The 12,628-nt window shown below is 71.7% G+C and carries 9 protein-coding genes and 1 pseudogene; 3 read left to right on the top strand and 7 right to left on the bottom strand.

Going from position 1 to position 12,628, the window contains the following annotated elements; genetic code table 11:
• Window positions 1-305: 305 nt before the first annotated feature.
• Window positions 306-1,772, bottom strand: a complete 1,467-nt coding sequence (locus MDN94_RS23410) for an SDR family NAD(P)-dependent oxidoreductase (RefSeq protein ID WP_482727828.1) — start codon at window positions 1,770-1,772, stop codon at window positions 306-308.
• 727 nt (window positions 1,773-2,499) lie between these two features.
• Between MDN94_RS23410 and MDN94_RS23405 the strand changes: the two genes are divergently transcribed.
• On the top strand, window positions 2,500-3,459 hold the full coding sequence (locus tag MDN94_RS23405) for a DMT family transporter (RefSeq protein WP_482727827.1): 960 nt from the start codon (window positions 2,500-2,502) through the stop codon (window positions 3,457-3,459).
• Here the strand turns inward: MDN94_RS23405 and MDN94_RS23400 are convergent.
• The 3 genes and pseudogenes from MDN94_RS23400 to MDN94_RS23390 form a co-directional block, all read right to left on the bottom strand.
• Window positions 3,340-4,569 carry a peptidoglycan DD-metalloendopeptidase family protein gene (locus tag MDN94_RS23400; protein WP_482727826.1) on the bottom strand — a complete coding sequence of 410 codons (1,230 nt, stop codon included), beginning with the start codon at window positions 4,567-4,569 and terminating at the stop codon, window positions 3,340-3,342. The two genes, MDN94_RS23405 and MDN94_RS23400, sit on opposite strands and share 120 nt — an antisense overlap.
• Window positions 4,570-5,273: 704 nt before the next feature.
• Window positions 5,274-6,542: an ROK family transcriptional regulator gene (locus tag MDN94_RS23395; RefSeq protein ID WP_482727825.1), complete on the bottom strand. Its 1,269-nt coding sequence runs from the start codon at window positions 6,540-6,542 to the stop codon at window positions 5,274-5,276.
• Between the two features lie 265 nt (window positions 6,543-6,807).
• Window positions 6,808-6,945, bottom strand: a pseudogene (locus MDN94_RS23390) (DeoR family transcriptional regulator); the annotation flags it as partial.
• 360 nt (window positions 6,946-7,305) lie between these two features.
• On the opposite strand from MDN94_RS23390, the gene gndA reads away from it, so the two are divergent.
• On the top strand, window positions 7,306-8,748 hold the full coding sequence (gene gndA, locus MDN94_RS23385; protein ID WP_482727824.1) for an NADP-dependent phosphogluconate dehydrogenase: 1,443 nt from the start codon (window positions 7,306-7,308) through the stop codon (window positions 8,746-8,748).
• Between the two features lie 367 nt (window positions 8,749-9,115).
• Here the strand turns inward: gndA and MDN94_RS23380 are convergent, their stop codons facing one another.
• From MDN94_RS23380 to panD, 3 genes are all read right to left on the bottom strand, one after another.
• On the bottom strand, window positions 9,116-9,763 hold the full coding sequence (locus MDN94_RS23380; RefSeq protein ID WP_482727823.1) for an aspartate/glutamate racemase family protein: 648 nt from the start codon (window positions 9,761-9,763) through the stop codon (window positions 9,116-9,118).
• A 51-nt stretch (window positions 9,764-9,814) separates the two neighbouring features.
• A complete protein-coding gene (locus MDN94_RS23375) occupies window positions 9,815-10,645 on the bottom strand; it encodes an MBL fold metallo-hydrolase (RefSeq protein WP_482727822.1) in 831 nt (276 codons plus the stop codon).
• 169 nt (window positions 10,646-10,814) lie between these two features.
• Window positions 10,815-11,237 (bottom strand): aspartate 1-decarboxylase, encoded by a 423-nt coding sequence (gene panD, locus MDN94_RS23370; protein ID WP_482727821.1) that lies wholly within the window; start codon window positions 11,235-11,237, stop codon window positions 10,815-10,817.
• Between the two features lie 570 nt (window positions 11,238-11,807).
• Here panD and MDN94_RS23365 point away from each other — a divergent pair.
• Window positions 11,808-12,623 (top strand): hypothetical protein, encoded by an 816-nt coding sequence (locus MDN94_RS23365; RefSeq protein WP_482727820.1) that lies wholly within the window; start codon window positions 11,808-11,810, stop codon window positions 12,621-12,623.
• Window positions 12,624-12,628: the final 5 nt, after the last annotated feature.

Genomic DNA, 12,628 nt, shown 5'->3' with positions numbered 1-12,628 from the left:
GTCGCGTAACTGGAACAGGGCAGTTCGGTCGCGGTGGCGCCGTCACTCGGGCGGGACCGCAGCCTGGTTGCAGACCTGTCCCAGGACGGCCGAAGGGGTTTCGTGGATCCCTTGGTGGCTGTCCATTGACCCCAGGTTAACCAAATGAGCACCACCGCGCTCGATGGGGCCTCCAGTTCCGCTCGAATCAGGCCAAGACCGTGTCCGAACCGCAACAAGAGGCCGGTGCACCCGTTTCGGGTGCACCGGCCTCGAGCGCCGTGCGATCCACGCCTGGAACAGTGGCGCGATGTGCGCCTGGACGCCTACCAGTTCGCCGGGGCGTAGTCCTTGAGGAAGCAGCCGTAGAGGTCCTCGCCGCCCTCGCCGCGGACGATCGGGTCGTAGACGCGGGCGGCGCCGTCGATGAGGTCCAGCGGCGCGTGGAAGCCGGCGTCCGCCAGCCGCATCTTGTCGGGGTGCGGCCGCTCATCGGTGATCCAGCCGGTGTCGACGGCCGTCATCAAAATGCCGTCCGCCTCGAACATCTCCTGGGCGCTGGTACGGGTCAGCATGTTCAGCGCCGCCTTGGCCATGTTCGTGTGCGGGTGACCGGCTCCCTTGTAGCCGCGGCTGAAGACGCCTTCCATGGCTGAGACGTTGACGACGTACTTCCGCTTGCCGGACGCCGCAGCCATGGCCGGGCGGAGCCTGCTGATGAGGATGAACGGCGCGGTCGAGTTGCAGAGCTGCACCTCGAGCAGCTCGACGGGGTCGACCTCGGAAACCGTCTGGATCCAGCTGTTCGTGTCGTGCAGGTCGGGCACCAGGCCGCCCGCGTCGATGGCCGTCCCGGCCGCGATGCGCTCGAGCGAGGCGGAGCCGCTGACCAGCGCGAGGTCCGTGACGTCCTGGGCCGTCAGGCCGTCCCCGACGGACGACGGCAGGGCGGCCACCGACTCGACCGCGCCGCTGCCGAAGGTGCCGATGACCTGGGCCGGCGGCAGCTCGCCCGCGGGGAGCGGCGCGCTCTCCGCGGCGAGCAGCTCCCGGTAGGCCTGCGGGGAGCGGCGGACCGTCTGGGCCGCGTTGTTGATCAGGATGTCCAGCGGGCCCTCCGCGGCGACGGAGTCGGCGAGGGCCACGACCTGCGCCGGGTCGCGCAGGTCGATACCGACGATCTTGAGACGGTGGATCCACTCGTCACTGTCCGGCATCGCCTTGAAGCGGCGGATCGCGTCGTTGGGGAAGCGGGTGGTGATGGTCGTGTGCGCACCGTCCCGCAGCAACCGCAGGGCGATGTACATGCCGATCTTGGCGCGGCCGCCGGTGAGCAGGGCCCGCTTGCCGCTCAGGTTCGTCCGCGCGTCGCGGCGGGCGCGGTTCTCGGCGGCGCACGACTGGCACAGCTGGTGGTAGAAGGCGTCGACCTCGACGTAGCGCGCCTTGCAGATGTAGCAGGAGCGCGGGCGGCGGAGTATCCCGGCGATCTCGCCCATGACGGACGACGACGGCAGCAGGCCCTGCGTCTCGTCGTCGATCCGGGCGGCGGAGCCGGTCGCGGTCGCCTCCGTCACGGCCTTGTCGTGCGCCGTCTTGGCGGCCCGCCGCTCCTGGCGGCGGCGCTGCTTCACCGTCCGGTAGATCCCGGCCGTGGCGCGGCGCACCGCGATGGCGTCCGGATGGTCGACCTCGAGCTTGTCGAGCTCCTCGAGCACGCTCAGGCAGACGGCCAGCCGCTCCGGGTCGATGCCCGGCCCGTACGCCACCGGGCTGTCCTCTGTCACCGTCATTGCTGGTTGCCGTTCCTCGGTCACTCGAATGCCACGTTTCAAAAGCACGACTGTACTGAGAGTCGAGTGGTCGGCCAAATGACGGCCGTCACGTCGGCCGTCACGTCCACTCGCCGGACCTTCGGCCCACCGGCGACGCGGTGCGCCGGATGGCCGAATCTCGTCGATCCTGAAGATGATCGTCGAGGGCCTGGACCGGACTGGACCACTGGCGCCCCAAGGGCCGCCTCGCCCCGACCACCCACGGCCGCACTGCCCCGGCGACGCGCCTCGCGCCGACGTGGCGGCGGTGGAAGCCCTCGCACAGCACATCCGTTTTGCGACAGGTTTCACATTTCCCACACAGAGCGGCGGGGACGGGCCTCACTATGTGATCCGTCAGGTCCGACGTGGCGGTCGCCGTGTGCGCTCCGGCCACTTCCAGGGGGGACAGGGCATGCCGGATGGGGGTCCGGCATGCCCTGTCGGGGCCTTCCGCCGACACGCGGACCAGGTTCTTGGTGACATGAGCCCTCTCCAACGTTGCAGAAGCATGCGGGTGACGGTCCCCGAACGGATACTTGAGGGTGAACCGCGTGCGCGCCGACCGGTCCGGCAGTCGTCCCGGGAAAGCGCGCCCCCGCCGGAAGGGGGACTTCGGCACTGCACCCGTACTACGTCGGTAGTACGCACAAGTGCCTGCTCAAGAACGACGACGTGAAGCCGGACACGGGACAGGGTGGACACCATGAGTTCCCTCGCGCTGTCCGTGCTCCTGTCACTCGTCTCGGCGGTCGCCTACGCGGCCGGGGCGATCCTTCAGGAACACGTGGCGACCACGACGCCCTCCAGGCCGTACGCCCCGCTGCACCAGGGCCGCTGGTGGGCCGCCGTCGCCCTCAACAGCGTGGGAGCCGTACTGCACGTGGTGGCCCTCGCGTACGGCCCGCTGAGCCTGGTCCAGCCGCTGGGAGCCCTCACCATCGTCTTCGCGCTGCCGATGGCCGCGCTCTTCGTCCGGCGCAGAGCCGGCCGCACGGCGTGGCGCGGGGCCATCATGGCCACCGCCGGACTCGCCGGGCTCCTCGCCCTCACGGGGGAGGCGGAATCCCGCTCGCTGGGCACCGCGGGCCGCGGCGTCCTCACGGTGGCGACCCTCGGCACGGTCGCGCTGCTCTTCCTGATGGCGCAGGGCATGCACCGGCCGATCATGCGCAGCGTCCTGCTGGCCGGCGCGGCGGGCGTCGCCTTCGGGATCGCGTCCGTGTTCACCAAGTCGGTCGCCGTGGACTGGCAGTGGGGTTCACCGCTCGGTCAGTGGCCGAGCCTGGCGGTCATCGCCGCGCTGGCGACGGGCGGCCTCCTCCTGTCGCAGGCGTCCTACCGGGGCGCCGGCCTCGCGGCGCCCCTGGCGACGGTCACCGTCGTCAATCCGGTGGTGGCGGCGGTCGTCGGCATCACCATGTTCGGCGAGGACTTCCGCTACGGCGTGGTGGGAACGGTGCTGGCGCTCGCCTGCGGTGTGGTCGCGGCGGGTGGCCTGATCCTTCTCACGCTCGAGCGTATGGGCGGGGCTCCGGGCGCGGGATCATACCGACACACCTCTCGCCCTCAGGTAGGCGAGGGGGTCGATGTCCGAGCCGTACCCGGGGCCCGTACGGATCTCGAAGTGGAGATGCGGTCCCGTGCTGTTGCCGGTGGATCCTGAACGGGCGATCCGCTGACCGGCACTCACCTGCTGGCCCGCACGCACGGTCAGCGCGGACAGGTGCGCGTACTGGCTGTAGCGGCCGTCGCCGTGCCGGATGACGATCTCGTACCCGTAGGCGCCGCCCCAGCCGGCCGAGACGACCTTGCCCGAGGCGACCGCCTTCACGGACGTTCCGGTGGGCACGGCGAAGTCGACGCCCGTGTGGTAGCCGCTCGACCAGGACGAACCCGTCTTGCGATAGGCGGTCGACGGGCCGGCGGCGACGGGCGCGGCGAACGAGGCGGCCTCGGTGCGGGGCTTCTGTACAGGCGCCGGCTTGGGGGCGGTCTTCTGCTTCGGAGCGGGCGCGGGCTTCGGCTTCGGCGCCGTCTTCGGCTCGGGCTTCGGTGCCGCGTCCGGTCGCACCTTCTCCGCCGGGCGGTCCGGCCTGGTGGTAGCGGGGCGCCGATCCTCCTTCGGTGCGGTCTTGCCCCGCAGGGCGAGCCGCTGCCCGGGGAAGATCAGATCGGGGTCGTCACCGATCACCGTGCGGTTCTGCGCGTACAACTGCTGCCAGCCGCCCTCGATCCGCTCGGTGCGGGCGATCCGGGAGAGGGAGTCGCCGCGGGCGACCGTGTAGCCCTCGCGCTGCGTCGGAACGGTCGTGGGCGACGCTGCGGCCTTCGGCGCGATCCGCTTCGGCGGGGCGGCGTCCTGGGGCCGCGGCTGCGTGATCTCCGGAGCTTCACCGCCACGGGTCAGCCCCGCCTTCACCGAGCAGGTCGGCCAGGCGCGCGGCCCCTGCGCCTCGAGCACCTTCTCCGCAACTGCGATCTGCTGGTCCTTGGTGGCCAGATCGGCGCGTGGGGCGTACTGGCGGCCGCCGTACGCCTCCCAGGTTGCCTGGCTGAACTGCAGACCGCCGTAGTAGCCGTTGCCGCTGTTGATCCGCCAGTTGTCGGTCGACTCGCAGGCCGCGACCTTCTCCCACACGTCGACGGAGGCGGCGTGCGACGACCCCGCGCCGACCAGGGGCAGGGCGAGGCCGGCGCCGCCGGCCGTGACGGTCAGCGAGGCGCGGTTGATGCGGCTCGGCTGATATCTGCGGTGTCGACCGGTTCCGGCCATGGCGGGCTCCCCCTGGACGCATTTCAGGTCATGTCGCAGTCGGCCAACTTAGGCTGCGGAAACGGACAGTGACAAGGTCTCAGCGGAGAGCTGGCCGATACCGGACGGTGGCGACGCCTTTCCCCGTCCCCGCCCCTTCCCGAACCGGGGCAGGCCCCGGGCCCCGTGGGGAGCCGACGCCCCGGCGCGCCCTCTCCGTCGGGGGGAGGACTCCATCGGCTGACGCCCCCGCACCACGAACACCCCATACGCGCGGCCCGGCTCTTGCCGCTGCGCGGGGCCCTACCCCCTACGCCGCCCCTTCCCGAACCGGGGCAGGCCCCGGGCCCCCGTAGGGGATGCCGCCCCAGCCCCTCCCCCGGGGCGCCCCCGCATCACACGAACTGCCCCCGCGGGGCCCGGTCGTGGCCGCGGCCCTTGCCGCTGCGCGGGGCCCCGCAAGGGGCGCCACACCCCCTGAGACAGGACGCGCCCGTCCGGTGCCCCGCCCGCAAGGGCGCAACGCGGCCGAGCCGCGCCCGCGAGGGCGCACCACCCACGCCGAGTCACGCCCCCTGGGGCACACCTCGTGCCGGACGCCCCGCAGGGGCGCAACGCCCGGCCATCAGGCCACGCCCCACCGGGGCCTGCCTGGCCCGTCCCAGGGCAACGCTCACCGGAGCCGGGCCACGCCCGGCAGGGCGACCGCAGCGGGGGTGGTGCCGCTAAGGGATCCGTGACGGGCGGGTGCCGCCGCGGGTGAGGAAGTCGGAGAGCGGCAGCGTCGCCGCACCCACCGTGACCGCGTCCGCGCCCAGGCGGCCCAGTTCGATCGTCGTGCGGGTGGCCGCGTGTTCCAGTGCGTACTCGGCCGCGTAGCGCCGCACTTGGGGGAGGAGGTGGGGGCCGAGCTGGAGTCCGGCCCAGCCGCCGAGCAGGATGCGTTCGGGCCGGAAAAGGTTGATGAGGTCGGCGACCGCGGCGCCCAGGTACTCGGCCGTCTCGTCGAGGAGGGCGAGGGCCGCAGCGTCGGCCGGCCCGTCCGGGGGATACGCGGCGGCAAGCAGCGCGGCCAGCGCGGTCTCGTCGTCGGTGCCGGACGTGTCGCCCCCGTCGCCCGCCGTCGGGGCCCCGCCGGCCTCCCGTCGGCGTTCGCGGAGTGCTTCCGCGCCCACGTACGCCTCCAGGCAGCCGAGGGATCCGCACCGGCACCGCCGCCCCCGGATGTGGACCACGGTGTGGCCCCATTCGAGGGCGTCGGTGCGGGCGCTCTCGTCGGGGGTCGCGGCGTGCACGACGCACGCGCCGACTCCGGAGCCTATGAGGGCGACCGCGGCGGAGGCCGCTCCCCGGCCGCCGCCGAACCACATCTCCGCCTGCCCGAGGGTCTTCGCGCCGTTGTCGATGAACAGCGGCGACTCGGGCGGGACTTCGACGGCTTTGCGCAGCAACTGCTCGAAGGGGACGGCATTCCAGCCGATGGTCTGGCCGTGCACGACGGCACCCTCGGCGGAGGAGTGCTCGACGATGCCGGGTACACCGATGCCGATGCCGAGCAGCAGGCCGGGATCCGCGTCGGCGTCCTGCAGGACATCGGCGACGGCGGCGTGTACGTGGGAGACGATGCGGTCGACGTCGTAGCCGTGCTGGGCGAGCGGCCGCTCGGTGCGGGCCAGCTCGGTGAACGAGAGGTCGAAGAGTTCGGCCCGTACGCGGGTCTCGCCGATGTCGATGCCGATCAGCAGGCCGCTGCCGGGGGCGACGCGCAGGAGGGTCCGTGGCCTGCCGCCGTCGGAGTCGACGATGCCGGCTTCTTCGAGGAGGCCTTCGGTGACGAGCTCGGAGACGACGTTGCTGATGGATCCTGAGCTGAGCCCGGTGGCCGGTCCGAGTTCCTGGCGGCTCAGCGGGCCGTCGAAGTACAGCCGCTGCAGGACAAGGGCGCGGTTGCCGCGTCGCAGGTCGCGCACTGTCCGTCTCTTGCCGTCCGCCATGGTGCTCCTTCCCTGGACGCAACATACCCGGCGGTGTCGCTGCTCCACGGACAGGGGCGCACCCCCGCCGGCCGGCTGTGACACCGGCCGGCGGGAGTGCGCGGGCGCGTCAGCGCGACAGCCGCACCTGTACCCGGACCGGCACCACCGGTTCGGTGCCGGCCTGCGCGCAGACCGACGCCCCGACCTCGGAGGCGTGGCCGGGCATCGCCTCTGCCCGGTCCGCCGGCAGGTCGAGACTCCAGGCCACGGCGGCGAGCCACGCGTGCTCCTCCAGGGTGTGGAGGTCGCGGCGGATGGTCTCCTTGGTCACCCGGAACCGGTCGGCCAGCCGGTTGACGTCGACCGACCCGTCACGCCGGGCCGTGTCGAGAATTCCCCGTCGGCGTTCCTCGGTGTCCACGGCACACATCCCTGCTCATGTGGTGCTGATGCTCTGCTGCTTGTCCGCAGGCATCCGTCCGGGCCCGTGTGTCGTTCGTACAAGCCATCGAGGCCGCTCGACCAGCGTCTCCACGGCGCACGCCGTGCCCGTTCCTGCCCGTTTTCAAGAACGCGTCCCGGCTGGTCAGGCGGGTGCGGCGGTCCGGAGCGGAGCCGGGCGCCGCCCGCTTGGGGCGACACGCTGCCCGAACGGCGCCCGCGGGCCCACAATGATCGCGTGCGGAAGCCTCCGCACGGCTCGAGGATCGATGAATGGCCTGCCGTGTCCCTGCGTATGCGTAGGGGCGGCATATTCCTACGGACTTCCAGGAGCACACGCATGAGTGGAACAGCTCAGATCGGCGTCACGGGTCTCGCGGTGATGGGCCGCAACCTTGCTCGTAACTTCGCCCGCAACGGCTTCACGGTGGCCGTGCACAACCGTACCGCCGCCAGGACGCGCGCACTGGTGGACGAGTTCGGGGGCGAAGGGACGTTCGTCGCCGCCGAGTCGCCGGAGGAGTTCGTCGCCGCGCTGGAGCGGCCACGCCGTCTGGTCATCATGGTCAAGGCCGGTGACGCCACGGACGCGGTGATCGAGGAGTTCGCGCCGCTGCTGGAGGAGGGCGACGTCATCATCGACGGCGGCAACGCCCACTTCGCCGACACCAGGCGCCGCGAGAAGGAGTTGCGGGAGCGCGGCATCCATTTCGTGGGCGTCGGGATCTCCGGCGGCGAGGAGGGCGCCCTGCACGGTCCGAGCATCATGCCGGGCGGCTCGGCCGAGTCGTACGCCTCGCTCGGCCCGCTGCTGGAAAGGATCGCGGCGAAGGCCCCCGACGGCACACCGTGCGTCACGCACGTCGGGCCGGACGGCGCCGGCCATTTCGTGAAGATGGTGCACAACGGCATCGAGTACGCCGACATGCAGCTCATCGCGGAGGCCTACCACCTGCTGCGTACGGTCGGGGGCTACTCCCCCGCGCAGATCGCGCAGACCTTCCGCACCTGGAACACCGGGCGGCTGGACTCGTATCTGATCGAGATCACGGCGGAGGTGCTGGCGCACACGGACGCTGCCACGGACAAGCCGTTCGTCGACGTCGTCATGGACCAGGCTGAGCAGAAGGGCACCGGCCGCTGGACGGTGCAGATCGCACTCGACCTGGGCGTGCCCGTCTCCGGCATCGCCGAGGCCGTCTTCGCGCGTTCGCTGTCGGGTCACGCGGATCTGCGGGAGGTGTCGCGTTCGCTCCCCGGCCCTCGGCCGCAGCCCCTCGACGCCGAGGAGGCGGGCCGTTTCGCCGACCGTGTGGAGCAGGCGCTGTACGCGTCCAAGATCGTTTCGTATACGCAGGGCTTCCACCAGGTGCAGGCCGGGAGCGAGGCGTACGGCTGGGGCGTCGACGCCGGCTCGGTCGCCGCGATCTGGCGTGCCGGCTGCATCATCAGGGCCGCGTTCCTCGACCGTATCCGCGGGGCGTACGACGAGCAGCGGGACCTGCCGAGCCTGCTCGCCGACAAGCAGTTCGCCGAGGAGATCGGCGCGGCCCAGGACGACTGGCGGGACGTCGTCGCGACGGCCGCCCGGCAGGGCGTGCCGACACCGGGCTTCGCCGCCGCGCTGGCCTACTACGACGCGCTGCGCGCGGAGCGGCTGCCCGCCGCGCTCACCCAGGGCCAGCGGGACTTCTTCGGCGCGCACACCTACCGGCGGACCGACCGGGCGGGGTCCTTCCATACCCTCTGGGGCGGCGACCGCTCGGAGGTGGCGGCCGACTGACACACGTCCGGAGCCGCCCTCCCCGCTCGGGGGGCGGCTCCGGACGGTTCTGTCAGACGCCGGCCGGTCCCGGCTCCGGTTCCGGGTCCGGAACGGGCTGCGGGCCGGGCCCCGGCGGCTGCGGGATCGGATCCGGCGGCGGCACCGGCGGCGGGCTCGGAGTGGGCACCGGACCCGGCATCGGACCCGGGTCCGGTGGCGGCCCGGGGTCGGGCGTGGGCACCGGGGGTGCGGGGACGGGGTTCGGGTGCGTCATGCCGGCCTCCCGGGGGACGTCATGGATCTTCCGGTTCCGCGGGACCGATCCGCGTGAGGGATCGTTTCGTTCCGCGGTCCCGTACCGCGTTCCCGTTCAGGCGCGATCCAGTCACGCCGCGGCGCCCGCGGATCGGGTGCCGGCTGCGGCAGCGGCCGCACGGAAGCCCGTCCCGGGGCTGGACAGGACGGGCACCGCGCTGCTGGCGCGGCCGGCGGCGCCCGCCATCGAGGCCTGGGCGAGCACGATGACGTCCGCGTCGCGCACAACGTCGAGGGTCCCGGCCACGGCGTCCAGGTAGCCGTCGTGGTCCCCCGCCTCGAAACGCGCCCATGCGCCGTCGACGAGCCGCGTGCTCAGGTCGATGTCGCGCCCGGCGGCTTCTTCCCTGATGAGGGCGGCCGTCGGTGCAAGGGTGCTGCGCACCGCCGCGACGACGACGATCCGTCGGTACCGGGCCGCGGCGGCGGCCATCGGGCGGTCCACCCGGAGCACCGGGACGCCGAGGCGTGGCGCGCAGGCCTCCGCTACCTGGCCGATGGTCGAGCAGGTGCACAGCACCGCGTTGGCGCCTTCGGCGACCACCCCGGCGAGGACCGCGTCCACCGCGGCGGCGACGGCCTGCGGGCCTTCGGCCATCGCGCGGGCGAGCAGGTCGGCGTGGACGAGGTGCCGTAGTTCCAGGGACGGGTGGCCGCTGGCCCTCAGCGCGTCGAAGACGGGTATGTGGACGGGGGATGTGTGCAGCAGCGCCAGCATGATCGCGATGCTAGCGCCGTCACATGCCGCCGCTGAACGCGGTGGACGGCCTCAGCCGGGCACGACCGGGGCCGACGGGGTCCCCTCCGGCTCGAACGAGGCAAGCATCTGCTCGAGCGCGGCCTGGTCCGGCCCGACGAAGGGGTCGGCGTTCGGGGCCCCGGAGATGGTGTCGATCATCCGCGGTGCGATGCCCACGGCCGGGGGGAGATGCGTGCTGAGGACCGCCTCCGGCGCCATCTCGCGTACTGCCTGGACGGTGGCCAGGTATTTGGCGGTGTCGACGTTGTGGATCCACGGACTGTCCACGGTGGCCCAGAGCAGCTGCCCGTCGCGCAGCTCGTCGTCCGTGGCGTCGCCGGCGTGGTCGGAGGTCGCCAGCTCCGCGTTCGGCATCGGGGCGCCGAAGCAGTCGGAGCTGAAGCAGGCGCGCGACGTGTCGTCGTAGAACCCGGTGGTCGCCGGATTGTCGAACAGCGGCGGCCGGAACGCCCTGAGTGTTCGGTCGCCGACGTCGAGACTCTGGCCGGGGTTGAGCAGATACACACGGTCCTGCGGCAGCGGGCGCTCCGTCGACATGATGCCGACGCCGAGGAAGGTCGTGACGAGGCGGGCGTGCGGCGCGGCGTCAAGCAGCGCGAACAGCCCTCCGGTGTGATCACGGTCGGGATGCGTCAGCCAGATCCACCGGACGTCCCCGGGATCGACGACCGATGCGAGCGCGCCGAGGAAGTCGCGGTCCGGCAGTCCGACGCCGGTGTCGACGACGACGGGCTCCGCCGCGTGGAGCACGAAGGCGTTGACGGCCAGGTAGCCGATGCCGGGTACTTCGAGGCAGTCGTTGATGACGCTGATGTCCTGACCGACCTTGTGAACAGTCATGGCGGTCTCCGAAACCCCCGCTTCACAGGGGCGGCGCCGCGGTCCTGCGCCGCGAAGCCGCAGGAGGCGCCGCGGTCACCGCACGCCCCACGCTGCACGCGTGCCCACCGCCGGGCCGGAACACTTCTGCTCCCAGTCTGCTCCCCGGCGGCAGGCTTCGCCCGCGCGCTCAGAGGGCGGCTGCCGCCTGGGGACTGCGCGAGGTGTCGCTGCCGGGGACCGGCTCGGCGGCGTCGGAGCCCAGCGCCACGATCCGGTTTTCCGCGTCGACGTGCACGACGCTGGGTACGAGGGTGCGGGCCTCCGCGTCCTCGACCTGGGCATAGCTGATGAGGATCACCAGGTCTCCGGGGTGCACCAGGTGCGCGGCGGCCCCGTTGATCCCGATCACACCGGAGCCGCGCTGCCCCTCGATGACATAGGTCTCCAGGCGCGCGCCGTTGGTGATGTCGACGATGTGGACCAGCTCGCCCGGCAGCAGGTCGGCGGCGTCCATGAGATCGCGGTCGACGGTCACGGACCCGACGTAGTGCAGGTCGGCCTGGGTGACGGTGGCGCGGTGGATCTTGGACTTGAACATTGTACGCATCATCGAGGCACTCCTGGATATAGGCTCCCTGCCTGCGTTTATGCAGGTCAAGGGCGGTTTTCCTACCCTACAACGAGTCGCATGCCGGGGCAGCAATCCCCAGGTTTCCCAGGCCTCATGCTGCCCACGCGCTGACTTTCCTGACGCGTCGCCAGGTCGGGCTCGGAGGGCTGCGCCGCCCCCAACCGCTCCTCCACCGCGACGACGTCGCCAGCCTACGCAACGCACCTCCTAGGCTCGCAGTGATCGCTGTCACTACGGCAGCCCGTGGCGAACTTCCGTCCGGTCAGGACCGACCGGCACCAGGTCCGCTTCGCGGCTCTGCGATCAGGCCGCCGTCAAGTTCACTCGCGTCACGCAAGTCGATCTGTCGCAGCAGGGCTGCGACGAGGCCCCCCGCCCAGATGGATCCCGGGCCGACGCGGGCTCTGACGCCTGGAACGCACCGGTCCGGCATGAGCGGCATCAGCGCCACTGCACCGCCGGCACCTCCTTTTTGGCGTAAGTCCGGACACACAGCGTGTTGACGCCAGTACTGTGCATCACACGGTTCGGCATGGGGATGGGGGACGGGTGAAAAAGTCGTACGAGGTGTATCGGGACGCGGTGCGTGATGTGTGGCGGGGCTGGTGGACAACGTGGCCTTTGTCGCAGCCGGTTCACCTGGGGGATGTGTTTCATCTTTCGGACAGCCGTGTCCGACCGGCCGGGACCCTCTCCGATCGCGGCGTGACATTTACTGGACGCGGCGGCACTCCGCACAACGACTACATGTACGCCACGCAGGGCTCCGCGTCTGTGCGGTTCAAAACGGCCGGCGTCGCAATGGACGGGGTCACCGCGCTGGCTGTTGCGGATCTCGGGGCCCTGGTCACCTTCGAGAAGGACGAGTCCGCTCTCATCGTCTACCGCGGGCTGGTCGAGAACGGCGTGACCGACGAGCGCGCCATCGCTGCAGCACTCGTGCGCCTCACGTGGGAGGCGTGGGACGACACCTTGCTCGCGGTGACGCACGTGATCGCCGCGGAGTCGGGCACGGTCCTGACGGCCGCAGGTACCGGCGCCGCCGCCGAACTGCGTCTGCAGGCGGGGGCCGGACAGGCGCAGCTCGGCCTCGCCGACGTTGCCGGCCGCGTCTCGGTGGCGCGGGCGAAAGGCCTCGGCCTGCACTGGACGAACCACGAGGGGTGCACTCCGTTCTTCCGTGTCGTCGGCCTCAAGAAGGGCTGGTTCGGCAAGGTGAAGCAGGACTACGGTCCACGGCAGCCGGGACGCGGCGCAGGCCCGGTTCCGGTTCCTCCTGCGCTGGTCGAAGACGCACACGAAGACCCCCGATCAGTCATCGATTTTCTCGATGCGGACGATCAGCCTTTCACCACCGACCAGTAGCGCTG

Source organism: Streptomyces sp. WAC00040 (genome assembly GCF_056835925.1).
Note: the sequence above shows the minus strand (reverse complement) of the source record. Positions and strands in the feature narration are given on the sequence as shown.

Bases quoted from the DNA above. Each gene is read 5' to 3' on its own strand.
- MDN94_RS23410 (WP_482727828.1), bottom strand. From the start codon at position 1,772: ATGACGGTGACAGAGGACAGCCCGGTGGCGTACGGGCCGGGCATCGAC.
- MDN94_RS23405 (WP_482727827.1), top strand. From the start codon at position 2,500: ATGAGTTCCCTCGCGCTGTCCGTGCTCCTGTCACTCGTCTCGGCGGTC.
- MDN94_RS23400 (WP_482727826.1), bottom strand. From the start codon at position 4,569: ATGGCCGGAACCGGTCGACACCGCAGATATCAGCCGAGCCGCATCAAC.
- MDN94_RS23395 (WP_482727825.1), bottom strand. From the start codon at position 6,542: ATGGCGGACGGCAAGAGACGGACAGTGCGCGACCTGCGACGCGGCAAC.
- gndA (WP_482727824.1), top strand. From the start codon at position 7,306: ATGAGTGGAACAGCTCAGATCGGCGTCACGGGTCTCGCGGTGATGGGC.
- MDN94_RS23380 (WP_482727823.1), bottom strand. From the start codon at position 9,763: ATGCTGGCGCTGCTGCACACATCCCCCGTCCACATACCCGTCTTCGAC.
- MDN94_RS23375 (WP_482727822.1), bottom strand. From the start codon at position 10,645: ATGACTGTTCACAAGGTCGGTCAGGACATCAGCGTCATCAACGACTGC.
- panD (WP_482727821.1), bottom strand. From the start codon at position 11,237: ATGATGCGTACAATGTTCAAGTCCAAGATCCACCGCGCCACCGTCACC.